Here is a 24,087-nt window from a genome sequence, read left to right on the forward strand (position 1 = left end):
GTCGCGGCGCGACGCGTTCCCTATGCTTCAACTCGCACGTCGTCTTTCCCTGCTGCTCGCGCTGCTGGCCGCATCCCGCCTGCTCGCGGAGCCGTCGGCGGCATCGCCCCTCAACGCGACGGCGCTCTTTGCCGCCCACCTCAAGGTCGTGGGCGGCGAGGCGGCGCTGGCCGGCATCGACTCCGTGGTCGTCACCGGCACGTTTTCCCTCCGCGGCCAGGAGGCCTCCTTCGAGTTCCGCGCGCGCACCTCCGGCGCCTTCCTGCTCGCCACCCGCGGCCCGGGCGACGCGAGCCGCCGCTATGGTCGCGACGTCCGCGGCGCCGGCTGGGTTGACCAGGACGGCGCCGTTGCGGCGATGTCACCCGGCGAAACGCGGCGCTGGGGGCTGCTGGCTTTCGCCTTCCTGCCGCACACCCAATATCCCTGGCGCAGCGCCCTCGCCGATGCGGTGTGCTCGGAGTTCACCCAGGGGCCCGACCAGCTCGTGTGGGTGAAGCATCGGACGCGGCGGGATTTTCCGCCCCTGCTGTTCTATCGCGCCACCCAACGGGTGCGCCGCATCGGCCCGTTTGAATTGCGCGACTACCGCTTCACCGAAGGCGTGGTCGTCCCGTTCCTCATCAAGCACGGCCCGGAGGCGCGCTTCGTCGTGAAATCCGTCGCCTTCGTCGCGCCGCTCGACGACGCCCAGTTCGAAGCCCCCACGACCGGCGCGGCCGACACGTCCGCCAACCGCGGTTTCAGCGTATCCCCGTCCCCGGACGAGGATCATGCGCGGCCAGCCGCATCGGCGGACGGGGCAGACGGAAGATCTCAAAACGCTGGTTCGCAAAAACCCTGACGCTCCGCGGGTGCGGCCGCGCGCCGTCCGCGAGGCTGCGATCGATCAATTGATAGCACGGCGCCCGGCAGAACGCGGGATCCGAGGGGAAGACGCCGCGGTAAAAGACATCGCCCGCCAGCCGCATCCGGCGCCAGGCCTCGAACGGGTCCACCAGGTACGTCGGCCCCTCGACCCAGAAGCGGCGTTCGGACAGCGCCGAGTAGTAATAGTAGGTGCCGAGGGCGGTCTGGTCCGCCGCCCGGGCGCCGGTTTCGCGGAAATTTTCCGGGGTGAACGCATTCGCCAGGATGAGCGCATCGGCTTCGGTGTGTCCGCGAATCCAGCGCATCGCCTCCCGTAGCGGCACGAGGTTGGCGTCAATCGTTCGAGGCTCCTGCAGCCAACGCGCGAAACCCGGCCGGTTGCGCATGACCCACGTGTCGAGTTGTCCGACGAGCAGGGTTCCGCCCCCGCCGCAGACGACGACCACGCCGCACGCCACCACCACGCGCCGGGCGTGCGCCCATCCGGCAACCGCCCGCCAACCGCGCTCCGCCACGACCTTTCCCCGCCAGGAGCGCAGGAACGCGGCCAGGTGCTCGAACAGCGCCACCAGGCAGGCGGCGCTCAACACCGCCAGCGGCAGCCGCATGGGCAGCAGGATGTAGAGTTCGCTGTAGCTGTTCAGGTGCAGCAGCAGCCCGCTGCCGCAGCACACCATCGCTAGCAGTCCAAGCCAGCACGCGAGCGGCGCATCGCGATGCCAGCTGCGCCGCAGCAGGAACGGCAGCGCGAGCAGCCGCACGCCCTCCGTACCCGCAAGCACCACCGTCGCGCACGCCAGCGCCGCGCACCAGTACCCCGGCGAACCGGAGACCCACGCCGCCAGTTCCCGCTGCCAGAGCGGAAAATGCGCCGTCCAGAACGTCGACAGATTCATCGTGCTCAGCGGCTCAAACGCCGCCTCCCCCGAACCCCACGCCGCCATCGTGCTGCCGTACACGAGGGCGAAGCTCCCGGCGACCGCCGCCCACACCACGAGCTTCCTGCGCGGCAGCGCGCGATCACGCCACCACCGCAACGCGATCAGGCACGCCAGCGCCGTCAGGATCAGCGGCACCACCGTGCCTTTCGCACCCGTGGCCGCCGCCGCCAGCAACGCGATCCAGGCGAGTCGCCGCCGCCCGTGCGGCGCCGGCGTCCCAAACTCGTTGGCCACCGCCAGCGTAAGCGCGCCGAAGAAGACCATCCCAAAGAGGAAGGTCGGACTCTGGAACAGCCAGCGGTCAAACAGCCCCAGGAACACCGGGTTGAGCACGTCGCCCGAGAAGGAAAACTCCGTCACGCCGACCGCCAGGAGCCCCGCCACCACCCCGCCGGATATCCGGTGCGAAAGCCGGCACCCGAGCACGTACGCCTGCGTGATCAGGACAAAGCCCAGCGGCAGCACCGCCAGCCGCAGGAGCAGCAGCGAGAGCTCGATGCCCGTCGCCTTCGCCGCCGCCGCGACGTGCACGAGCATGAAGTAGTGATACTGCAACGGCGTCCCCGCCATGCTCGGATCCTCGAGCGGCCACCCGCCCTTAATCGCCCCGGCCCGGCTGATGAGGTACATCCAGTCGTGAAACACCGTCCGCGCCGGCACGCCGTCCACCAGCGCCGCCTCCGCGTACATCTGGCTCGCGGTGGACACGATGAACGCCAAGCCAAGCAGCCCCAGCGCCAGCACGCGTCCCGGTCGCTCGCCCAGATTGGCCACCGCCAGCGGCCCCGCCCGCCGCCAGAGCCACAGGTTCGCCCCCAGCATGAGCCAGAAACAGGGCACCAGCGGCTCCAGGTTGCGCACGCCCAGCGCCGACAGGCCCAGGAAGGTCGCGATCTCGAGCGCAAAGCCGGTGGGGACGCCCAATGCGATCGCCGTATCCAGTCCCACCGGACGCCGCAGCACCAGGTTGAGCAGCACGACCCCCGGGACAAAAACCCGCAACAAGAGGTAGCCCGCATAGCCCAACACGGCCGCGTGGTTTCCACCGCACGCCCGCAAGACGATGGCGTAACCCACCGCCACCACTGCGCCGACGGCGAGCCAGAGCATCCGTTGGTAAAAACGGAGTCCACGAGTCGAACACGCGCAGTGCTGAAACCCACTGGCGGGGGACAAAGGAACGGACGTCACGGTTGGGGAGACCGGAGAGCTGAAGCGTGTCCACCGAAGGGACACACCCAGCCACAAGCAAGCGCGGTAACTACCCGGATCCCTATTCTCATCCCTGGTCGTCAGTTACGCCGGGACTGACCGCCCGGCCCGCCGCCTACCGCGGCAGCCAGAGAAGCCAGGAACCGGCCGTAGGCATGGCGATCGTCGTCGCGCCAGCCTCCACCCGCGCCGGCCGCACTGTGCCGTCCTCCGGGTTGAACCAAAGCCCCTCGCGCGTCCCCGCCGGCAGCGCACGTTTCAGCCTGATGGTCGGCGCGGCCTCCGACGCATACAGCAGCACGCCTCGTTTCTCCCCTGCCAGCACCCACGCGTTCTCCGCCAGATCGTCCATCGGCTTCAGCTCCGGCAACGCCGTCGCGAGGTGCTCGGCGACAAATGCCAGCAGCGCCGCCTCGTCGCGCTTGGCGCCGTCGCGCGGCAGCGTGGACTCGGCGACCACCGCCGCCGCTCCGCCCGCCATCAGCACGGGAATCGATCCAAAGCCCGCGTGCCCGCAGATGATCGCCTTGCCGGGATACCGGTCGCGGTACTCGCGGACCTGGCGGTACACCAACTCGGGCCGGCTGCGGAGCAGGGCGTCGCGCCCAAACGCTGCCGTCCGCAATTCCCGAAATGCCAGCTTCCCCTGCCCGTCCGGGGCGAAGAGCTGCCCATCCGGCAGGTACTGCCAGTAGCGCAGGTCGATCACGTCCACGAGCGCCGCCCGCGCCGGGTCGGCCAGGATCGCATCGGTCACCGCCTTGCTCGTCTGCAACGCCACGTACACGCGGCAACCGTGCTCCCGCTGCCAGGCGGCGACGGTATCGAGGAAGAACCGCTGGAACTCCAGCGGCCCCGCGAACTGGTACCCGAGCGTGACCAGCACGTTCGGCGCGGCGCCGAGCACGTCGAGCGTGTGACGGATGTACCGCTCGTGCAGGTCACGCCGAACGGGATGCGTTGAATCGTAGAATGCGTCGGCGATGTGATGCCGGTTCTGGCCGGCGTTCTCGTACGCCGGCGGCTCCGGGAACCCGACCTCCTGCACGCAGTTCAACGGCCGCCAAGGGAAGTCCGTCCAGTGCGCCGCCGCCTCCTGCACGTTGTGGTTGTCGTAAACCTGATACGCCAGCAGCAGGCCGCGCGCGGCGCATTCGTCGGCCAGTTCGCGCAGGCGGCGGAAGTACCAGGGATTGAAGCGCGTGAGGTCGTACTTGCTCAGCTGCATCGCGTTTCGACCCCGGCCGCTCCGCGCCCATGGCATCTCCGCAAACGGCGCCCAGACATCCGCGTCCTCGCGCAGCGCGATCGAGTGATCGTCGCGCCGCCGGTCGTACCAGAGTCCGGGAAACGCCCAGTAGATCGCCGCCCGCTGCGCACGCATCCGCTCGGTCAACGCCGCAAGGTCCTCCGTCAACCCCGGCCCGGTCCGCCCCGGCGCCCAGCGCGTCGGACTCGTGCCGGTCTCGCGGCCCAGCGGCAATTGGCCCTTCCACAGCGCACTGCCCAGCGAACCGCCGAAGAGCGCGCGGCCATCCACGACAAAATACCCGCCGCGGACTTCGATTGGATGCTGCTCGCGCCGCGGTGCCGGCCCGGGCGCCGGCGCGGCCGCGATTTCCGCCAGCTCCTGCGGCGCCTCGCTGCGCGCCAGCGCGGTCAGGGCGTCACGCCCGGCGCGCGATTCAAGCTGCGCGCGATACAGCGAGGGCGTGGCCGCGTCGACAAAGGCCTGGTTCTCCGCACCCGGTGGATTCTCGATCCAAATCTTGCCCGCCGCGGCGCTGTTCCAGACGACGCAGTTCGCCGCGTTCCAGCCCGCTCCCTGCGTCTTCACGCCGAGGTTCATCAGGCCCAGCCCTGCCCCGGCGATCGACACGCGATCGTACAGCACACCGCTCGCCCAGCTCTCGAACGGTCCCGCGTCCGCCCGCGCCTCCACCGCCGTGCAGTCGAGGAAAACGATCGGCCCTGCCGCGCAGTGTCCCGCCGCGAAATCCCGCCGGCCGCCGGCCGCCGTGCATCGCTGCACCAGCGCCTGCTGGCCGCCCACGTAAAAGCTCACGCGCCGCCAAGCCGCCTCCTCCGCCACCGGTTCGGCATAGGCACAATCCTGCACGGTGACCGCCCGGGCCCGCTGGCCAATCCACACGGCGGACAGCACGAATCGCCGCGCGGTCACATCGCGCACCCACGCGTCCTCCGCGTCGTCCAGCGCCACCGCCATCCACGCATGCTCTTCATCCTGCGGGTTGGTCGCGTCCGTTTCGCTGATACAGTCGAGAAACTCGACGCCCACCTGCCGCACTCGCCCGGGCCAGGTCAGCACGTGCACCGCGCCGCCGCCAAATTTCTCCTCGAGGGCCGTCGTGAGCGGCGCGTCGAGCGTCAGCGTCCGGTTCGCCGCGTCGACCGCCACGATCGTCCGTTCCCACTCGATGTCCCGCGAACCGGGCACCCAATCGAGCCGCGCATCCTTGTACTGCCCCGGTCCCGGGAAGTTCGTCATGCCCAGCGCCGCGATCCACTCCGCCGTGCTGGGTCGCCGCACCAGGACGCGCTGACCGACCGCAAAGCCCGCCGCGGTTTCCACCGGGATCTCGGTCGTGCCGACGGCGACATTGCCCCGCACCGGCACCAGCCGTCCCAGCCCGCGATCATTGCGCCCGCCGACCTGGATCAGGGTGCGGCGGTCATCGCCGGTGGCCACCAGCGTCGCGCGTTCCCCGCGCAACACCACCCCCGACGCCGCGAGCCGCAGTTGCCCGCCCACGCGATACGTTCCCGGTCGCAGCACGACGGCTCCGCGCCACCCGGCCGCGTCCAGCGGCAGCCGTCCCGCCGCGTCGAGTGCCGCCTGGATCGCGCGGGTGTCATCCCCGCCCGAGGGCCCCACCGCGAAGCGTGCCGGCACGTGCGGCAGCGGCACGCCGCCGCCGCGGTAACCGGCTGACGAGAAATCCATCAACCCCGGCGGCACCGCCGCCTCCGCGATCGCGACGAACGCAAGGGTAACCAGCAACAGGATCGTTCTCAAAGTGTCGCCCTTTCGGGTCCAGTTCTCGCCATCGGCCGGCGCCGCCGGTCGAGAAGGCTCGAGGGAGAGAGCAGGGGCAGCACTTCGGACACCGGGACGCCCAAGAGATTCACGAGTTCACCTTCACTCTCACTTTCCGCCCCTCATGTCCTCACTCCTTCATTCCCTCACTCCCTTCATTGGTGCTCGTGATAGTTCGTTTTCCCGTCCTTCGGCACGTAGTGGTACGTGCGGAGCTTCACTTCGATCGTGAAGGCCGGGTTCTTCAGCATCCGGATGATCTCGATGCCGGCGAGGAGCGTCGGACCGTAGCCGTGGAGCGCGCGCACGCTGGCCGGGCGGTTGTAGTAATAGATGTGATCGCTCGCGAAGGTGGTGCCGACGCACGTGCCTTCGACCTGGCCCTTGTCGTTCACGCGCGTGGTCAGGCCGACCCAGCCGGCCTGAGCAATCGAGCCGTAGGTCGTCGGGCTGATCCAGCCTTCATTCACCGCGTGCGCGATGCCATACACAAACATCGCCGAGGCGGAGGTCTCCAGATACGAGTCGTTCCGGTCGAGCATCTGGTGCCACAGGCCCATGCCACCCTGGTACTGCGCCACGCCGTGCAGCACCGCTTTGAGCTGCGCCATCACGCGCGGATAGCCGGGATGATCCTTCGGCAGCACGTCGAGCAGGTCGCACATCGCCAGCACCGCCCAGCCGTTCGCCCGGCCCCAGTAGAACTGCGGCGCGTCCGGATTGTTCGCGTTCCAGCCGTGGGTGTAGAGGCCGAGCGTCGGGTTGAACTCCCGCGCCGACATCTGGATCACCTGCTTCACGGCATCATCGAACCACTTCCGCTCGCCGGTCAGGCGGCCCATCTCCGCCAGCGCGGGGATGCTCATGTAGAAATCATCCGACCAGAGTGACGCCGCCTGCGGCCGTTGCCGCGCCAGCGTGCCGTCCTCGAGCCGGAACTGCTTGGTCGCGATGTAATCGCTCCAGAGGTCGATCAGGGGCTTTAAGTCGGGACCGACTTTCGCCATCCGCGCGCGAATCAACGCCGCGCACATCGAGCCACTGTCATCGAGCGACCGCGGCTGCAGCACCGGGCGCATCCCGTTTCGATCCACGCCGTACTTCTCCGCGACCTTCGCAAAGTAGGGCCGCGCCCGCCCGATGAACTCCATCTGCTTGCGCGTGAATTCCGCGAACTTCGGGTCACCGGTCACCTCCGTCGCCCGCAGCATGCCGGCGTGCACCACGCCCATCTCATACGCCAGCGGGCTGAAATTGTCCGGTCCGCGCTCCATCGAGGCCGTCTCCACCGGGTTCGTCAGGTCCGTGATCTCCTGGCCGGTCTTGCTGTCCACGATCCGCGTCCCCACCGACGCATTCATGAAATCCCGGATGCGCGCGAGGGTGTCCGTCACTTCCTGGACCGTCGGCAACTGGTACGGCACCGGGTAGCCGGGTTCACCGCTGTCGTTCGTGCTCTTGTTGTCGCGATTGCGGAAAGGGCCTTCGGCCTGCAGCGAGGGGAGAAACAGCGCGGCGGCGGCAAGCAGCGCACAGACGTGGGGTGTTTTCATCATAAGGAGGGTTGGAGGTTTGCCGGGTTGGTCCAGCCCGGCGAGCGAGCGTTCGCAAGACGGTCCGATTCCGGGATCGTTCCGCGCGAAACTCGCTCCGGGCGACGCCGCTGGCGCCGCCCCGCAACGTGGTAAAAACAGGCTCCCGGGCAAGCCCGCCGGCACCGCCGGTCAGGGCAGTGGACGTAGGCCTTCGTGCCGGACGACCCAGGTGCCGTCGCGCGGGAAGCCGGGCGCGTCCTGGGTCGGCGCACCGTCCCACCCCGCGGCCATCATGGCGGCCGCCGCGAGGAGAGCGCCGTTGCCGGGCAGATATACCGGAAGGTCGCCGCGTTGTCGGCAATGGCCGTTCGGCGTGTAGAGGTTGTTCGGGCTGTCGCTCTTCAGGAGCACGTCGACCGCCTTCTGCGGCTCGCCCAGCCGCGCCGCCGTCATCGCGATCATCGGATAGTCCCAGCCCCAGATCTTCGTCTCCCAGTCCCAGTGCGCGAGCACCGCGTCCAGCGTCCGCGCCATCGTCGCACGGTCCACGCCGTCACCCGGCAGCTGCCCCAGCGCCATCAGGAATGAGGGGTGATCATGCCGGCTGTCCTTGTTGTCCCAGGTGTCTGGCGTCGACTCGATCGCCACGTACTTGCCGTCCTTCTGGGGCAACGGCGCGAGGTGCTTGATCATGCGATCCCATTCGGCGTTGCGCGGCTGGCCCAGGCGCTCCCGCCATTTCTGCGCGGTCTGCAGGCCCCACGACCAGTAGCTCAACTCGTAGGTCGGATTCATGCTGGTGGCCTGGTCGTAGATCTCCTGCGCAATCCACAGCGGCGGCCCGAGCTGGTAGCAGCGGCGGGAGGCATCCCAGTGCAGCATCGACGCCATCGCGTCGGCCGACTCCTGCACAAGTTCGCGGTAGCGCGCCAGCAGCGCGGGCGAGGGGTTGTTCCGGTAAAGGAGCTCCGCGAGGTGAATCGGGTGCGGCTGGTTCCAAACGATGAGCGGGTTGCCGCCCGGGCTCTCCCGTCCGTCGGGTCCGATCATCTTCGGCCAACGCGCGCCGCGCAGGCCACGTTCCTTGGCGACCGCCCGCGCCACCGGCAGGGAGCGGACGTACCAGTCGAGGTTCCGAACGAGGAACGAATCGCGCCCCCACAGCGCAAAGTGCGCCGCGTGCCACCAGATCATCTCGGTGTGATGCTTGCCGTACCACGTGTTGATCGTGAGGCCGGTCTCCTGGGGCGGGAAATCACCGGCAAATTGGATGGCCGTGAGGTACTGCGACAGCACCAGCCGGCGTTCGAGCTCCGCCGCCCGCGGGTCGGTGCTGCCGGTAAAGTCGATCGCGCCGCCGCTCCGCCAGAAGGACGGCCAGTGGGCTGCGCTCGCCGTGAATACCTCCGCGGGCGCCGGCAGCGCCAGGGGTTCGCCCGGCGCGTAGCCGATCGTGAATTCAAGCCGCGTCTCGGCGCCCGTCGCGCCGATCCGGAAGGAGTGCGCGCCGGCCGGCTCGAAGGTGGCGTCTGCCGTCGTTGCCAGTGCGATCGTGTAGCGGGTGGTATCGCGGACGTGTTCCAGCGCCAGGCGGCGGCTGGTGTGCACCAGGACGCGCGTGACGTGCGACTCCGGCGCCGACCAGTCCAGCGGCGGGTTGTTCTTGGTGCGCAGATCGTACCCCCGCGGGATTGCGAGCTTCACGCCGAGCCGCCCGGAGGCCACGAGCGGGGATTCGATGCACACGGCCAGCGCGTCGCGTTGCGGATCGCAGGCCACCTTCACCACGACCGGCGCGCCGGCGAGCGTGTAGCGGCTGGTCACAGTCCCGGTCCACAGGTCGAGCGTCTGGTCGATGTTGGATAGCTCCGTCGGCGCGAGCGGTGCCCCCCCCTCGCGCGCCAGGTCGAGCGCGAGTTGCGGCAACGGGAGGATGTGCGGGTTCTGGCGCAGCCACTCCGACGCCGGCCCGCTCGATTTCGTCGGATAGCCGAGCGTGCGGCCATAGGCGGTGAACAGCCGGTTGGCGTCGGAGAGCTTGTAGCCCTGGGGATTCGGATTCTCGTGCCAGAGCCAACGCGCCTCGCTCTCGGTCGTGATGCCGTGCTCGAGGTAGTAGGCGGTGAACGTCTGGAGCCCGGTGACGTCAGCCGTGAATGCGAACTGCCCGTTGCCGACGGAAAGCGAGGCCCACGGGTCGACGGTGGTGACGTGCGGGTTGTGCCGCGTCACGAGCGCCTGCCGATCAATGCGGGCCGGCGCCGGAGCGGCCGGTGGAGTGTCCGGGGCCGCGATAAGGGCCAGTGGGGCAAGGAGGATGGCGAGAACCGCGACGCAGGAAGGCACCAGGCGCATGGGGAAGGAAGAGTTCAGAGACAGCATTCAACGCCTAAGACGCGCAAGCCGCGACAAAGAGGTGAACGGGAATGCAGGAGTCATCAACCGGCCCCAATCCCTCCCATCGAACGCCCTCCCCGCTCGGCCCCCAAGCCCGCGCCCCCCGTTGTGCGATGCCCCATCTCAGGAATGTGACGCTGTGACGCCCTGACCCCATCGCCCCCGAAACGGGGTCAGGGCGTCACCGCGTCACATTTTGAGGCGGGGTTAGGGCGTCACAGCGTCACAGAACGGCTGCGGGCGTCCCGCCGGTGGCCCTACTTGGCGGGGCGCAGCGCTGCCTGGGCGCGCTTCACGCCTTCGTTGTTGGGGTCGAGTTTGAGCGCGGCTTCGAAGCGCGCCCGCGCCTCCTCGGTCCGGCCCAGCCGGCCAAGCACGCGCCCACAACGGGCCAGCGCGCCAACGTGGTCCGGCTTCAGTTCCGCCGCGGCCTGATAGTGGTTCAACGCCACCTCGGGTTGCTCCTGCTTCTCCGCGATCGAGCCGAGTTCCATGTTCCCCACGAACGCATCGAGCGCCACGAGCTTCTCGGCGCACGCCTTCGCCTTTTCCAGGCTGCCGCCGGCGATCTCCGGCGCGTTCACGTAATACCGCGTGAGTCCGATCAACGCGGTCAGGTTCTTGGGGTCCAACTCAACCGCCCGCTCAAAGGCCTTGCGGAGCTTCCCCGACATCGCCGCCTTCTGCATGAAGCCGACCTCGTTGATCCGTCGGCTCAGCGCCAGGCCCAGTTGCGTGAAGTACTCGGCGTTGCCCCCATCCAGCGTCACCGCCTTCTGCGCCAGCGTCACCGCCCGGGCGCTGTCCTTCTGCTCGAGCCAGACCTGGCTCGCGAGGTGGCAAGCGGCCGCATCGGTCGTGCCTTCGGCGGTCAGCGGCTCCAGCAGCGCCGCGGCCCGGGGCAGATCCCGCTTCTGGAACGCTTCGCGGGCGGCATCGATTGAGGCGGACGCGTCGGGCGCGCCCGCGAACAGCGCCGCGATAAACGCGGCGGCGACAGAGAACAGTGGTATGCGATTCATGGTGGAAAGGAGCGAAGTCTCTATTCGGCCTGCAGCGCGCGGGTTGGTTCCAACCGCGCCGCCCGCCACGCCGGCCCAAACGCCGCCGCCAGCACGACCAGCGGCAACCCGAAAACCAGCAGGATCAGGACCGTGGGATCCGTGGGCGTGACGCCGTAGAGCGCCGCCCGCAGGAGCCGCGTGGTCGCGAGCGCCGCGACGAGCCCGCAACTCACGCCGACCAGCGCCAGCCGCCCCGCCCGCCCCAGCACCCAGGCCAGGATTCCACCCGGCGAGGCGCCCAGCGCCAGGCGCACGCCAATCTCACGCGTCCGCTGCCCGACCGTGAACGCCATGCTCGCGTAGATGCCAAAGGCCGAGAGCCCGAGCGCGATCACGGCGAAACACCCGAACAACCACGCCCGCAGCCGCGGCTGCGTGGCCGACGCCGCGATCGCGTCCTCCATGCTGCTCACGCTCATCGTCAGCGTCGGGTCCGCCCGCCGCACCGCCGCCTGCAACGCCGCCGCGGTCGCGGTCCGCGTGCGCACGAGCAGCGTCGCAAAGAACCAGGGCGACTGCCGGAACGGCACGTACACCTGGGCGCCCGGCGGCTCCGCCGCGCCGGTCTGCTTCACGTCGGCCACGACGCCGACGATTTCGCGATAGCCATTGGTCAGCCACGGCACCGTGCGAATCCGCTGGCCGATCGGGTCGGCGTCGCCGAAGAGCCGCCGCGCCAGGCTCACATTGACGAGGCAAACCGGCGGCACCGAGGTGCCCGCCGCGCCGGTGGCATTATCCCGCGGCTCAAACCCGCGCCCGCGCACCAGCGGGATCCGCAGCACGCGAAGATAGTCCACGCCGACCGAGTTGAACACGGCTTCGTCCGCGTTGCCGTCCTCCACCGGCCGCCCCTGCACCCAGAAGGGGTAGCTCAGCGTGATCCCGCTGAAGGGCGCGCTGCAGTTGAGGTCCACGCCCTCCACGCCCGGCTCGCGCCGCAACTCCGCCAACACGCGTTCGTAGTAGTCGGCGAGTTCGCGGAAGTCCTGCCACCGCGCCGGCGGCGGCGAGATACGAAGCGTGACGACGTTCTCCGCCGCAAAGCCCGGCGCCGTGCGCTGCAGCGAGAGCAGGCTCCGCAACAACAACCCCGCGCCGGCCAGGACCACCACGGTCAGCGCGACCTGCCCCACGATCAACGCGCCCTGCACCCGGTGCGCGAATCGGTTCGAACCGCCCCGCCCGCCACCCGCCTTGATCAGGTGGTTCACGTCGGCCCGCCAAACTTGCCACGCCGGCAGCACGCCAAACACCAGCCCGGTCACGACCGACACCGCCACCGCGAAACCCAGCGCCGCGCCGTCCACCGCGATCGCATGCGAACGCGGCACGAGTCCCGCCGGCAACCGCGCCGCGAGCGCCGGCAGCGCCGTCATCGCCAGCGCCACGCCGGCCGTGCCGCCGGCCAGCGCCAGCAGCACGCTCTCGAGCAGCACCGCCCGGGCAAGCCGCGCCGGGGTCGCCCCGATCGCCAGCCGCACCGCCAACTCCTGCACCCGGCTTACGCCGCGCGCCAGCATCAGGTTGGCGAGGTTCACGCACGCGATCAGCAGCACGAGACCGACCGCGCCCAGCAGCAGCAGCAGCGACGCCCGCAGCCCGCCTACGCGCAGCTCCAGCAGCGGCTGCACCGCCATGCCCCAGCCCCGATTCGTCGCCGGATACTCCCGCGCCAGCGCCGCCGCGATCGCCGTGGCTTCCGCCTGCGCCGCCGCGACGCTCACGCCGGGCTTGAGGCGCCCGACCGTCGTCCAGAAACGCGAATCCCGCGCCAGGTTCTCCGGCGCCTCCGCCGGAAACGGCAGCCATACGTCGGCAAACTCGGGTTCCCGAAAATCCTCCGGCATCACGCCAATGATCGTGACCGCCTCGCCATCGAACACCGCGGTGCGGCCGACCGCCGCCGGGTCGCCGGCAAAGTGCCTTTGCCAGGCCGCGTGACTCAGGATGGCCACGCGCGCGCCATCGTAGCTGAACTCGCCCGCCTGGAAAGGGCGGCCGATTCGCGGCGTGACGCCGAACGCGGCGAGGAACTCCTCCGTGACGCGGCCGCAGACGAGTTGAACTGGGTCCGCGCCAGCCGGCGCATAGCCGACGAAATCGGGCCGAAAGGCAGCCAGCGCGCTATACGACTGCACCCGGCCGCGCAGATCGCGGAAATCCGAAAGCGACAGAGCAGGCTGCGTGAGCGCCTTGGCGGCATTGAGCGATTTGAAGCCCACGAGCCGCTCCGGCTGCGGATAAGGCAGGGGCCGGAGGACGATCGACTGGAAGATCGAGAAGATCGCGACATTCGCGCCGATCCCCAGCGCGAGCATCGCGATCGCGAGGAGCGAGAACGCCGGCGCCCTGCGCAGGTGACGGAGGGCAGCGGTGAGATCGTCGAAAAGGCCGTTCATGAGTGGTGCAGGAGAACGCACCCACCCTAGCAGGTCGCCCCAACCCGCCACATCCGACGAAAGTCACGCCTGAGGTCACGCCCGCGGGCGTGACCTCAGGCGAGGGGATAAGGGAGTGAAGGAATGAGGGAGTGAGGGGGCGGACGGGAAGGTAACCTCAGGAGTGAGAGTGAAAGCGGAAGCGTTTGCGGTGATTCAAAGCCGCCACGCCTGCGGGTAAGCCCGAATCCCGCTGGTTCTCGAAAGCCCCCTCTCTCTCGCTCACGTTCGAGCCCTCCCATCCTCCCGGTTCTCGCTACGCCTCCCCGTCCACCTTCCCGCCTTCCCCATTTTCAGTTTTCGCGGCAGCGAAAACTGAAACGTAGAGCTGCTCGACCTTGGCGCGGGCCCAGGGCGTCTTTCGGAGGAAAATCAGGCTGGACTTGATGCTCGGGTCGAACCGAAAGCAGCGGATGTCGATCCGGTAGGCCAGTCCCTCCCAGCCCAACTTGGCCACCAGCTCGGTGAGCAGTTTCTCGAGGGTGATCCCGTGAAGCGGATCCTTGGATTTGTGCAGCGGCATCAACAATGCAGTTACGAGGCCGGAGCTCCTCGTGGCGAGCCTGGTTACGAAAGGGCTTCCCAGGCGATTATTGAATCACTTCTTCAATGCCGCGCTCAACTCCGCAATCCTCAGCTCCAGCCGCTTGATGTCCCGCTTGAGGTTCTGCCGATGGGCAAGCTGCCAGGCGAAAATCTTCACCACATCAAGCCCGTGTGCACTCACGACAAACAGCGCCGCGTACATGATCTGCCACTTGGTTTCGTCCATCCTGAGAAACTGCACGCCGCTGAACACGGCTACGGCGATGCAGAAGGCGGCCACCGTCCATGCCGCGACCACGCTCGCCAGGAGCTTTCGGGAGTAAAAGTCCCGCACGATGGACCGCAGGCCCTCCTCCTTCGATTCATCGTAGCTGTCCTCGATGATCTTTTCGACCGTCTTGTCGTTCATGTTGTCGGTTCCTTTCTGGTTTCGGGCCGAGTTGCCGCGTGCACACTGCTAAACGACTCCCAGGTTCTCCGAAATTCAGCGCGCGCGGTGTGCAGTCGCGATTTCACGGTACCCTCAGGTTTGCCGAGCGCCTCGGCAATTTCCGCCAACCCGCAGCCCTTGAGATAGTACAGACTCAAAACATCCTGGGAAGGGGTGGACAGGCAGCGCAGAATGCAGTGCACATCGACCGCGACCTCAAATTGCGCCGGTTCGACGGTCGATCCGCGCGCCTCCAATTCAGCTTGGCCCTCGGCTGCGACCCGCGACGCGTGGTGCCGAACCCAATCGCTCGCGTTGTTGCGCACGATCCGGTGAGCCCACGCGCCGAACCTGTCGGCTTCCTTCAGGCGTGCGAGTCCGCGCACGATATCCAGCCAGCTATCCTGGGAAATATCCCACGCCGCGTCAGACCGACCGGTCAGACGAAAGGCATGACCCCAGAGAGGCTTTTGCCACCGAGCGATCAGCTGTTCCAACGCGGCGTAGCACCCAGCCTGGGCATCCATCACCAGCAGCTGATCGGCGATTTGTTCAGGCAAGGGGTACACAACACAGATAAGTCCGTTCAGCACCCGAAACGGTTCAGAATTGTTGGATGAAGCCGCCTGGCCTCCTTCGTCACCAGCCAAAGGCGCCAGTGACTTCGTCGCAAAGACAGACCGCGAATACCCTGCTCAGACCAGCCCCAATTCGCGGGCCTTGAGCGCGGCCTGCGTGCGGTCGAGTGCGCCGAGTTTGCCGAGCACGTTCGTCATGTGGTTCTTCACCGTGCCTTCCGCGATGTTCAGCCGCGCGCCGATTTCCTTGTTGCTGCAGCCGGCCGCCAATAGCCGCAGCACGTCATGCTCGCGCTCCGACAACGGGTCGGGCAGCGCCACCGGTGCGGGCGCTGGCCGCGTCGCCGCCGCCGGCGCGAGTCCCGCCATCAGCCGCGCCGCGACCGACGGCTCCAGAACCGAGGTGCCCTGCGCCGCCGCGCGCACCGCCCCGCACAGGCGCTCCGCCGAACACGCCTTCAGCAGGTAGCCCAGCGCCCCCGCCCGCATCGCCGCAAAAATCTCCTCATCCTCCTCGAACGTCGTCAGCACGACCACCCGCGCGGTGGGCATCGTCGCGAGCAAGCGACGCGTCGCCTCCACTCCGCCCAGCACCGGCATGCGCAGGTCCATCAGGACCACGTCCGGACGATGCGCCTGCGCCAGGGCGAGCGCCCGCTCACCGTTCTCCGCCTCCGCCACGACCTCGAAGTCAGGCTGGAGGCAGAGCAGCGTCCGCAGTGCCTCCCGGAACAGCGACTGGTCGTCGACGAGCAGGATGCGCAGCTTCTTCATACGGGCACCTCGATGCTCAGCGTACAGCCGCCGGTCGAGCCGTTTTCCACGCGGGCCATCCCGCCGAGAAGCTCCACGCGCTCGCGGATTCCGCGCAGCCCAAAGCCCGCCGCGGGCGCGGCGCCGGGCGGCAGGCCGGGACCGTCGTCACGAACCGAGAGCGTCACCCGGCCCGCCGGCCGGAAATCGAGCACCACCTCGACGCGCGACGCGCCCCGTGCGTGCTTCCGCACGTTGGTCAATCCTTCCTGCGCCGTGCGAAATAGCGCGTGTTCCGCCGCCGGCGGCAGCGTCCGCACCTCGCCCTCCACGCGCAGGGTTACCGGCAAGCCGGCATCCTGCGCCAGCCCCTGCAGCGAGGCCACCAGCGCCGGACGCGTCGCATCGGTGCGCAGCGCGCCGACCGACCGGCGAACATCGTCGAGCGACTCCGCGGCGAGGCGCGCGGCCTTGACGACGGTCTCGCGCGCCCGATCGGGCTGCGCGGGCAGGAGCGCCGCCGCGGCGTCGAGCTGGGTTTTGATCACGGTCAGGTAATGACCGACGCCGTCGTGGATCTCCCGGGCGAGGCGGTTGCGCTCGCGGGTGGTCGCCAGTTCCTCCGCCTGCGAGGCGTAAGCGCGCAGCTGCCGGTTGGCCGCCTCCACCTCCTCGCGCAATTGCGTTTCGCGCTTCCGGGCCAGCAGCGCCTGGCGCGAGATGAGCGAGAACACGATCGTGAAGACGAAAGCGGTGGCGTAGTTGATGATCGCCGTCCCTGCCGCCGTCCAGCCGTACGGCACGACCCACACGGCGGCACACGCGGCGAAAAGATAGCCGGCGAGCAGCAGCGCGTAGCCGAGGCGCAGCTCGAACATCGCCTGGCTCACCGTGGGCAGCACCACGATCGCCATGAAGCCCCGGCTCGGGCTCAGGAACAGGATAGCGGTGAGCAGCGCGCATTGGAACGTGTAGTAGGCCACGTAGTACGCCTTCGACGCATCCGGCCGTTCCCACCCGATCAGGATGGCGACCGCCACGTGGATCGCGCCGAGCGCGAAGACCACCGGCACCATCCACTCCGAGGTGTAGTAGCGCTGCTGCGCGAAGAAGCCGCCATAGCACGTCAGAACGACGGTCGCGGTGGCGAACGCCCCGTAGAGGGTGCCCGTGTGGCGGTGTTTGAAGCCGGCGGTCTCAAGCATCGGCGCCAGCCTAGCAGGCCGGCTCAAATCCGGCGATAGGAAGAAAGTCATGGTGCCGACCATGGCCGCGCGGTGACTTCCCGCCGATAGACCGCCCCCCGCCGGATGGCGTACGATGGCGGCGTTCCATCCACCTTCCTTCCCATGTCCTCCACCCCGCTGCTCCAGCTCCAGGCCGTCACCCGCCGGTATGGCCCGCTCGTCGCGCTTGATGACGTCTCGCTCGAGATTCATCCTGGCGAATTCTTCGGCCTCCTCGGCCCCAACGGCGCCGGCAAGTCCACGCTGATGTCCCTCGCCTCCGGCCTGCGCCGGCCCGACCAGGGCACGGTTATCATCGACGGGCAGCCGCTGACGCCCCGCCCGGAGTTGCGGGGCCAGCTCGGGCTCGTGCCGCAGAACCTCGCCCTGTACCCGGATCTCACCGCAGAGGAAAACCTCCGGATCTTCGGCGAACTGCAGGGGCTCCGCGGCGCGGATCTGCGCGCGCGACTCGACGAGGCCTTCGCGGCGGTCCAGCTCAGCGATCGGCGCAAGTCGATCGTGAAGGAGTTCTCGGGCGGCATGCAGCGCCGGCTGAACCTCGTCGCCGCCCTCCTCCACCGGCCGAAGCTCCTGCTGTGCGACGAACCCACCGTCGGCGTCGACCCGCAGTCGCGGAACGCGATCTTCGAATACCTGCAGCAGCTCAACCGCGCCGGCGTCACCATCGTGTACTCGACGCACTACATGGAGGAGGCCGAGCGGCTTTGCTCGCGCGTCGGCGTGATCGACCATGGCCGCATCCTCGCGCTCGGCACCGTCGGCGAGCTGCTCAACCAGCTCCCCTATGAGGACGAGATTTCGTTCCCCGCCGGCGACGCCACCGCCGCGCTGGTGGGCCAGTTGGGCACCCACGGCACGCTGGGCCGCGAAAACGGCAGCTATCATTTCCGGCCCCGCGCCGATTACCGGCTCTCGGCCTTCTTCGCGTTGACCGAGTCGCTCGGGCTTTCGCCGCGACTGTTCGTCACCCGCCGTCCCTCGCTCGAGGCGGTGTTCCTCCACCTCACCGGCCGCAACCTCCGCGACAACTGACCCGCCATGTCCCCGACCTTCGTCCTCTTCCGCCAGGCCCTCCTGAGCTTCCGCCGCGCCCGCGCCGCGATCGTCATCACGTTCGTCGTTCCCGTCGTGCTGATCTACCTCTTCGGCCACGTCTTCGGCCTGTACGGCAAGGAGTCCGGCCCCACCGGCATCACCCTGGCCGTCCTCAACCTGAGCCCCGAGCCCGCCGCGGTGAAACTTGTCGCCGCGCTGCAGGCGGAGAAGACGTTCCGCGTCATCACCACGCAGCGCGACGCCCAAGGCGTCGAGCAGCTGTTGACCGAGGCGGCGATCCGCACCGCGCTCCGGGACAACGCCTACCGCCACGCCCTGATCATCCCGGCCGATCTCCTGCGCGACGACGCACTCGGCGTGCACCTGCGGTTCCTCACCAATCCGCGCAACGAAATCGAATCCCAGATGGTGAACGGCGTCCTGCAGAAGACGGTGTTCTCGAATGTGCCCCAGCTCCTGGGCAGCTCGCTGCAGCGGCGCGCCCGGAGCTTCCTCGGCGCGGAGCGCCAGGAGGCGTTCAACGGCGCGATCGCCTCGGCCGTCTCCTCCGCCTTCGGCACCGAACGTGCCGCGGTCCTCAAGCGGATCGAGGCGGGCGACGTCTTCGGCACCGCGGCCGAACCAGCCAACGGCGCGACGGCGGCGACCGGCGACAAGGCCAAGGACGTGTTTTCCCAGCTCGTCCGCTTCGAGAAGGAGCAGGTCGCCGGCTTGGAGGTGAAGAACCCGATGGCGGCGCGCATGGTCGGCGGCTACGCGGTCATGTTCCTGCTCTTCGCCGTGAGTGGCGCGGCCAACTCGCTCTTCGAGGAGCGGCGCACGGGCGTCTTCCAGCGGCTCCTCTCCTCTCCCGTGCGTCCGGCGCACATCGTGTGGGCGCGGTTCCTCTTCGGGATCGCGCTCGGGCTGGTGCAGATCGGCGCGATGTTCGTCGCCGGCCGCATCTTCTTCGGCCTCGACCTGCTCGGGCACGCCGGCGCGCTGTTTGCCGTCGCGCTCAGCGCCGCCGCCGCCTGCTCCGCCTTCGGCCTCTTCGTCGCCGCGGTCGCCCCGAGCGCGCCAGCCGCCTCCGGCATCGCGACGTTCCTCGTGATCTCGATGAGCGCCATCGGCGGCGCCTGGTTTCCGGTCAGCTTCATGCCCGACACCATCCAGTCGATCAGCAAGCTGACGCTCGTGTACTGGTCGGTGGAGGGCTTTGCCGACGTCCTCTGGGCCGGCCGCCCGCTCCTCGAGATCCTGCCCAAGATCGGCATCCTCGCCGCGATGGCCGCCGGCGTCATGGCCTTCTCCATCTGGAAGCTCAACCGCAGCCGGTTCTTCGAGTGAGCCCGGGCGGCGGCGTAAACACCCGAGACCGAGAACCATTACGCAAACGCGAACGACAAGCTCCGCGTCATCCGCGGCGCCGCGGCCTTGTCACCGCGGGTTTCTGCAGGCAAGTTTCGCCTCCCATGTCCGCCGCCATCGCCGAACTCGTCACCTCGCTTGCCCAACGCGCCCGCGCGGCGTCCTACGCTTTGGCGACGACCCCGTCGGCGCGCAAGGACGTCGCCCTCGCCCGACTCGCCGACCTGATCGACGCCGCGCACGGTGAACTGCTGCTCGCTAACCAGCGGGATCTCGCCTCCCCCGAAGCCCAGGCGCTCAACGCCGCCGCGCGCGACCGGCTCACGCTCGACGCGAAGCGGCTGCAGCATCTCGCCGCGTCGGTGCGCGAGGTCGTGGCCCTGCCCGACCCCGTCGGTGAACTGCTCGAAGACATCACCCGCCCGAACGGCCTGCACATCCGCAAGGTCCGCGTCCCGATCGGCGTGATCGGCATCATCTACGAGGCTCGGCCCAACGTGACCGTCGACTGCGCCGTGCTCTGCCTCAAGAGCGGCAACGCCGCCATCCTCCGCGGCGGCAAGGAGTGCTTCCACACCAACACCGCCCTCGCCGCCCTGATCGCAAAGGCGCTCGCCGACTCCGGCCTGCCCGCCGATGCCGTGCAGCTGGTGCCCACGACCGACCGCGCGGCGCTCACGACCCTCCTCAAGCTCGACACCCTCATCCACTGCATCATCCCGCGCGGCGGCGAGAGCCTCATCCGCTTCGTGGCGCAGAACTCCACCATTCCCGTCATCAAGCACTACAAGGGCGTGTGCTTCGTGTACGTCGATGCCCAGGCCGATGCCGCCATGGCCGAGGCAATCGTGGTCAACGCCAAGACCTCCAAGCCGAGCGTGTGCAACGCCGCCGAGCAGCTCCTCGTCCATCGCGACATCGCCCCGACGTTCCTGCCCGCCGTCGGCCGCGCGCTGCGCGCCCGCAAGGTCGAGCTGCGCTGCGATGCCGCCAGCGCCGCCATCTTCGCCGCCGCCGATATCCCGACCGTGCCCGCCACCGAGGCCGACTATCAGACCGAGTTTCTCGATTATGTCATCGCGGTGCGCGTGGTGGACTCCTGCCCGACCGCGATCGCGATCATCAACCGCGACAGCTCCAACCACAGTGACGCGATCGTGACGCGCGACGAGCCGACGGCGCGGCAATTCCTCGCCGCGGTCGACAGCGCCACGGTTTACTGGAACGCGAGCACGCGCTTCACCGACGGCTTCGAGTTCGGCTACGGCGCCGAGATTGGCATCAGCACCGATCGGCTGCACGCCCGCGGTCCGATGGGCCTGCGCGAACTCTGCTCGCACAAGTTCCTGATCGAGGGTACCGGCCAGATCCGCGGCTGACCGTCCCGGGGCGCCGCCAGCCGCGCCGGGCACGTACCGCAAATCCAGCATCCGCCGCGGCGCCGCAGGGTAAAATGGCTCTGGCGTTCCGGCCCGGCGCTTCATTGCCTTGCCGCACCATGCGCCTACCCCCGTGCATCCCGTCCTTCCTGCGCCGCGCCCCGCTGTTTGCGTTGGCCGTCGGCTTGGTCGCAGCGACTTCCACCTTTGCCGCCGATGAGGCGGCCACGCCCCCGGCGCCCGATCCCACCGCCGGCCCGGTCACCGCGAACCCCGCGCCCACCGACCCCAAGGTCGACGCGATCGAGAACGCGGTCGTGAAGATCTTCGCCACGATGCGCCGGCCCGACCTGTATCGTCCCTGGTCGAAATCACCCCCCAGTGAGGTCACCGGCAGCGGCGTCATCATCGAGGGCAAGCGTATCCTCACCAACGCCCACGTTGTGCTCTACGCCAGCCAGGTCCAAGTGCAGGGCAACCAGGCCGGAGACAAGATCTCCGCCACGATCGAGACCATCGCGCCCGGCATCGACCTCGCCGTGCTCAAGCTCGAGGACGAGAGCTTCTTCGACACCCGGCCTCCGATCGCACGCGCCAACACGCTGCCCGACATCAAGGTGCCGGTGATGGCATACGGCTACCCCGCCGGTGGCACCAGCCTCTCGATCACCAAGGGCATCGTCTCCCGCATCGAATGGGCCGGCTACCACCCGCCCGTATCCGGGCTCCGGATCCAGATCGACGCCGCCATCAACCGCGGCAACAGCGGCGGGCCGGCGATCTCGGGCGACAAGATGATCGGCCTCGCCTTCAGCAACCTGAGCGGCGCGCAGAACATCGGCTACATCATCCCCAACGAGGAGATTAACCTGTTCCTGGCCGACGTCGCCGACGGCAAGTACGACGGCAAACCCGCCATGTACGACGAACTCCAGGACATGGAGAACCCCGCGCTCGCGGGCTACCTCAAGCTCGGCAAGGAGGTCGAGGGCATCATGGTGCACGAGCCCTACCTCGCCGATCCGGGCTACCCGTTGAAGAAATGGGACGTCATCACGCGCATCGGCGACACGCCGGTCGACAACCAGGGCATGGTGAAGATCGGCTCGAACCTGCGCGTGCGATTCCAGTATCTCGTCCAGAAGTACGCGAAGGACGGCAAAGTGCCGCTCACGGTGGTTCGCGCCGGCAAGCCCGTGGAGATCCAGCTCCCGGTCTTCAACGATCGCCCCTCCCTGATGGAGAACCTCGACGGGGCCTATCCCGACTATTTCGTTTATGGCCCGTTCGTCTTCTCCACGCTGACCGCCGACTTCGCGAACAGCATGGGCGGCAGCAACGCCGTGACCGTCATGCGAGCGTTCAGCGCCATGGCCAGCCCCATTCTCACCCGCCGCGGCGACCAGCCCGCCTTCCCCGGCGAAGCCCTGGTGGTCGTCGCCTCGCCCTTCTTTCCCCACAAGCTCGCCAAGGGCTACAACACCCCGATCGGGCGCGTCATCGACACCGTCAACGGCAAGCACGTGAAGAATCTCCCACACCTGGTCGAACTCCTCCGCGACGCCCAGGAGGACTACATCACCATCGAGTTCGCCGGCCGCATGAGCGAAGCCATCGTCCTCCCCCGCAACGACTGCATCGCCGCCACGGAGGAGATTCTGAGCGACAATGGCGTGCGCGCCCAAGGCAGCGCCAACGCGCTCTCCGTCTGGAACGCGAAAGCCGCGCCGGCAAAGTAGCCGCAGCCTCAGGCCGCCCTCGAGACCCGCCGTCTCGCCGGCGAGTCCTGCCCCCCCTGGGCCCTTGGCGGTGCCATTCGTCCCGGCCCTCATCTTCCCGTCCGCGAGGGCGTCGCAGCCTGGAACAAGTCCCTTACACCTTACTCCCTAAACCTTACCCGCGATTCGCGGCCTGCCCGCGATTCGCGCCTCGCCCGCGGCGGCTTGCCAAATGGCAGGCCGCTCGCAACGTTCCCGGCCTATGCATTTCGACAATCTTCAGCCCGGCCTGTCGGCGCCCGTCCCTCGTTCCGATGACGACGATGATGACGACGAGAGCCAGGACGAACTCCTGGTGAAGAAGAACGCGCCCGTCGCGATGCTCATCCAGCGCAAGTTCCTCGAGCAGCGGAAAATCTTCCTCTGGGGCGCCGTCACCGACGAGACCGCCAAGGACCTGACCGAGAAGCTGCTCTATCTTGAGTCCGTCGCCCCGGGAAAGGACATCACCTTCTACATCAACTCCCCGGGCGGCTCGATCACCGCGGGTATGGCGATCTTCGACACGATGAAGCTCATCTCGTCGCCGATCAACGTGGTGGTCACCGGCATGGCCGCGTCGATGGGATCCATCCTGCTCTGCGGCGCCTCCAAGGGCCGGCGATACCTGTACCCGCACTCGCGGGTGCTCATCCACCAGCCGCTGATCTCCGGCCGCATGGTCGGCCCCGCGACCGACATCAACATTCAGGCCAAGGAAATGGAGAAACTCCGGCTCGAGCTGAACCAGATCCTCGCGACTTCGTCCGGCCAGCCGCTCGAGCGGATCAACCAGGACACCGATCGCGATTTCTACCTGAACGCGAAGGAAGCGATCGACTACGGCCTCGCCGACAAGATCGTGGAAAAGATCTGAGGTCGGGCACCAGCGGCAGGCGCAGCGCCTCCACCCGGCCCCACCTCCTCACTCTCGGCGCGCCTTTCCGGCGCGCCTTTTTTGTGCCCGCAGACCGCGCCCGGTCCGCCGCCGAACCGCGCGGCCCGCAGCGTCGCCGATACCCCACTGTCCCGTTGCCAAGCCACGTCCGCCCGGCTTCGCTTCGACCGGCCCGCATGCTCCTCTATCTCGTCATCGCCCTCGGCGGCGCGCTCGGCAGCGTCACTCGCTTCTGGCTCAACGGCCTCGTTTCGAACCAGCTCGGCGAGACGTTTCCGTGGGGCACACTGCTCATCAACGTGACCGGCTCCTTCGTCATCGGGTTCTTCGCCACGCTGACGGCGCCCGAGGGGCGCGTGTTCGCCAGCAGCACCACGCGACACTTCTTCATGACGGGCGTCTGCGGCGGCTACACGACGTTTTCCTCCTTCAGCCTGCAAACCCTCAACCTCGCGCAGGAGGGCGAATGGTTTCGCGCCGGCAGCTACACCGTCGCCTCCGTCGTCATCTGCCTCGTCGCCGTCTGGCTCGGTTATCTCTGCGCGCAAGCGATCAACCAGTTGAAAGGCTAA

At 68.4% G+C, this 24,087-nt stretch carries 18 protein-coding genes; 7 read left to right on the forward strand and 11 right to left on the reverse strand.

Annotated features, from left to right (window positions below; translation table 11 throughout):
- The first annotated feature begins 22 nt into the window (after positions 1 to 22).
- A complete protein-coding gene (locus DB354_RS05755) occupies positions 23 to 844 on the forward strand; it encodes a hypothetical protein (protein WP_107834488.1) in 822 nt (273 codons plus the stop codon).
- Here the strand turns inward: DB354_RS05755 and DB354_RS05760 are convergent.
- The 11 genes from DB354_RS05760 to DB354_RS05810 all read right to left on the reverse strand — a co-directional run bounded on the left by DB354_RS05760 (position 744) and on the right by DB354_RS05810 (position 17,030).
- Positions 744 to 2,921, reverse strand: a complete 2,178-nt coding sequence (locus tag DB354_RS05760; RefSeq protein WP_107834489.1) for a hypothetical protein — start codon at positions 2,919 to 2,921, stop codon at positions 744 to 746. The genes DB354_RS05755 and DB354_RS05760 overlap by 101 nt on opposite strands.
- Positions 2,922 to 3,138: 217 nt before the next feature.
- On the reverse strand, positions 3,139 to 6,060 hold the full coding sequence (locus DB354_RS05765) for a DUF6298 domain-containing protein (RefSeq protein ID WP_146180120.1): 2,922 nt from the start codon (positions 6,058 to 6,060) through the stop codon (positions 3,139 to 3,141).
- Between the two features lie 176 nt (positions 6,061 to 6,236).
- Positions 6,237 to 7,634 (reverse strand): glycoside hydrolase family 88 protein, encoded by a 1,398-nt coding sequence (locus DB354_RS05770; RefSeq protein WP_107834688.1) that lies wholly within the window; start codon positions 7,632 to 7,634, stop codon positions 6,237 to 6,239.
- Positions 7,635 to 7,805: 171 nt separating this feature from the next.
- Positions 7,806 to 9,971, reverse strand: a complete 2,166-nt coding sequence (locus DB354_RS05775) for a hypothetical protein (RefSeq protein WP_107834491.1) — start codon at positions 9,969 to 9,971, stop codon at positions 7,806 to 7,808.
- 299 nt (positions 9,972 to 10,270) lie between these two features.
- Positions 10,271 to 11,035: a tetratricopeptide repeat protein gene (locus DB354_RS05780; protein WP_107834492.1), complete on the reverse strand. Its 765-nt coding sequence runs from the start codon at positions 11,033 to 11,035 to the stop codon at positions 10,271 to 10,273.
- A gap of 20 nt (positions 11,036 to 11,055) precedes the next feature.
- Entirely contained in the window at positions 11,056 to 13,479 is a 2,424-nt protein-coding gene (locus DB354_RS05785; RefSeq protein WP_107834493.1) for an ABC transporter permease, read from the reverse strand.
- A gap of 295 nt (positions 13,480 to 13,774) precedes the next feature.
- Entirely contained in the window at positions 13,775 to 14,041 is a 267-nt protein-coding gene (locus tag DB354_RS05790) for a VF530 family protein (protein WP_107834494.1), read from the reverse strand.
- Positions 14,042 to 14,116: 75 nt separating this feature from the next.
- Positions 14,117 to 14,473 (reverse strand): DUF6768 family protein, encoded by a 357-nt coding sequence (locus tag DB354_RS05795; protein WP_107834495.1) that lies wholly within the window; start codon positions 14,471 to 14,473, stop codon positions 14,117 to 14,119.
- Positions 14,470 to 15,054 (reverse strand): sigma-70 family RNA polymerase sigma factor, encoded by a 585-nt coding sequence (locus DB354_RS05800; RefSeq protein ID WP_146180121.1) that lies wholly within the window; start codon positions 15,052 to 15,054, stop codon positions 14,470 to 14,472. The genes DB354_RS05795 and DB354_RS05800 overlap by 4 nt, the downstream gene beginning before the upstream one ends.
- A gap of 135 nt (positions 15,055 to 15,189) precedes the next feature.
- A complete protein-coding gene (locus DB354_RS05805) occupies positions 15,190 to 15,846 on the reverse strand; it encodes a response regulator transcription factor (protein WP_107834497.1) in 657 nt (218 codons plus the stop codon).
- Entirely contained in the window at positions 15,843 to 17,030 is a 1,188-nt protein-coding gene (locus tag DB354_RS05810) for a sensor histidine kinase (RefSeq protein ID WP_158277384.1), read from the reverse strand. The genes DB354_RS05805 and DB354_RS05810 overlap by 4 nt, the downstream gene beginning before the upstream one ends.
- Before the next feature lie 144 nt (positions 17,031 to 17,174).
- On the opposite strand from DB354_RS05810, the gene DB354_RS21920 reads away from it, so the two are divergent.
- From DB354_RS21920 to crcB, 6 genes are all read left to right on the forward strand, one after another.
- The gene (locus DB354_RS21920) at positions 17,175 to 18,107 is read left to right on the forward strand and encodes an ABC transporter ATP-binding protein (protein ID WP_146180123.1); all 933 of its coding nucleotides are present in this window, start codon (positions 17,175 to 17,177) and stop codon (positions 18,105 to 18,107) included.
- Positions 18,108 to 18,113: 6 nt separating this feature from the next.
- Positions 18,114 to 19,460: an ABC transporter permease gene (locus DB354_RS05815; RefSeq protein WP_107834499.1), complete on the forward strand. Its 1,347-nt coding sequence runs from the start codon at positions 18,114 to 18,116 to the stop codon at positions 19,458 to 19,460.
- Positions 19,461 to 19,585: 125 nt separating this feature from the next.
- Complete coding sequence (locus tag DB354_RS05820; protein ID WP_107834500.1) at positions 19,586 to 20,860, forward strand: glutamate-5-semialdehyde dehydrogenase; 1,275 nt, start codon at positions 19,586 to 19,588, stop codon at positions 20,858 to 20,860.
- 119 nt (positions 20,861 to 20,979) lie between these two features.
- Positions 20,980 to 22,599 carry a S1C family serine protease gene (locus DB354_RS05825; RefSeq protein WP_107834501.1) on the forward strand — a complete coding sequence of 540 codons (1,620 nt, stop codon included), beginning with the start codon at positions 20,980 to 20,982 and terminating at the stop codon, positions 22,597 to 22,599.
- A 241-nt stretch (positions 22,600 to 22,840) separates the two neighbouring features.
- Entirely contained in the window at positions 22,841 to 23,494 is a 654-nt protein-coding gene (locus DB354_RS05830) for an ATP-dependent Clp protease proteolytic subunit (RefSeq protein ID WP_107834502.1), read from the forward strand.
- 197 nt (positions 23,495 to 23,691) lie between these two features.
- Positions 23,692 to 24,087, forward strand: coding sequence for a fluoride efflux transporter CrcB (gene crcB / locus DB354_RS05835; protein WP_107834503.1), 396 nt, complete (start codon positions 23,692 to 23,694; stop codon positions 24,085 to 24,087).

It is taken from the genome of Opitutus sp. ER46, assembly GCF_003054705.1.
Taxonomy (GTDB): domain Bacteria; phylum Verrucomicrobiota; class Verrucomicrobiia; order Opitutales; family Opitutaceae; genus ER46.

Bases quoted from the DNA above. Each gene is read 5' to 3' on its own strand.
- DB354_RS05780 (WP_107834492.1), bottom strand. From the start codon at position 11,035: ATGAATCGCATACCACTGTTCTCTGTCGCCGCCGCGTTTATCGCGGCG.
- DB354_RS05760 (WP_107834489.1), bottom strand. From the start codon at position 2,921: ATGCTCTGGCTCGCCGTCGGCGCAGTGGTGGCGGTGGGTTACGCCATC.
- DB354_RS05825 (WP_107834501.1), top strand. From the start codon at position 20,980: ATGCGCCTACCCCCGTGCATCCCGTCCTTCCTGCGCCGCGCCCCGCTG.
- DB354_RS05805 (WP_107834497.1), bottom strand. From the start codon at position 15,846: ATGAAGAAGCTGCGCATCCTGCTCGTCGACGACCAGTCGCTGTTCCGG.
- DB354_RS05785 (WP_107834493.1), bottom strand. From the start codon at position 13,479: ATGAACGGCCTTTTCGACGATCTCACCGCTGCCCTCCGTCACCTGCGC.
- DB354_RS05810 (WP_158277384.1), bottom strand. From the start codon at position 17,030: ATGCTTGAGACCGCCGGCTTCAAACACCGCCACACGGGCACCCTCTAC.
- DB354_RS05775 (WP_107834491.1), bottom strand. From the start codon at position 9,971: ATGCGCCTGGTGCCTTCCTGCGTCGCGGTTCTCGCCATCCTCCTTGCC.
- DB354_RS05815 (WP_107834499.1), top strand. From the start codon at position 18,114: ATGTCCCCGACCTTCGTCCTCTTCCGCCAGGCCCTCCTGAGCTTCCGC.
- DB354_RS05795 (WP_107834495.1), bottom strand. From the start codon at position 14,473: ATGAACGACAAGACGGTCGAAAAGATCATCGAGGACAGCTACGATGAA.
- DB354_RS05820 (WP_107834500.1), top strand. From the start codon at position 19,586: ATGTCCGCCGCCATCGCCGAACTCGTCACCTCGCTTGCCCAACGCGCC.
- DB354_RS05770 (WP_107834688.1), bottom strand. From the start codon at position 7,634: ATGAAAACACCCCACGTCTGTGCGCTGCTTGCCGCCGCCGCGCTGTTT.
- crcB (WP_107834503.1), top strand. From the start codon at position 23,692: ATGCTCCTCTATCTCGTCATCGCCCTCGGCGGCGCGCTCGGCAGCGTC.
- DB354_RS05830 (WP_107834502.1), top strand. From the start codon at position 22,841: ATGCATTTCGACAATCTTCAGCCCGGCCTGTCGGCGCCCGTCCCTCGT.
- DB354_RS21920 (WP_146180123.1), top strand. From the start codon at position 17,175: ATGTCCTCCACCCCGCTGCTCCAGCTCCAGGCCGTCACCCGCCGGTAT.
- DB354_RS05755 (WP_107834488.1), top strand. From the start codon at position 23: ATGCTTCAACTCGCACGTCGTCTTTCCCTGCTGCTCGCGCTGCTGGCC.
- DB354_RS05790 (WP_107834494.1), bottom strand. From the start codon at position 14,041: ATGCCGCTGCACAAATCCAAGGATCCGCTTCACGGGATCACCCTCGAG.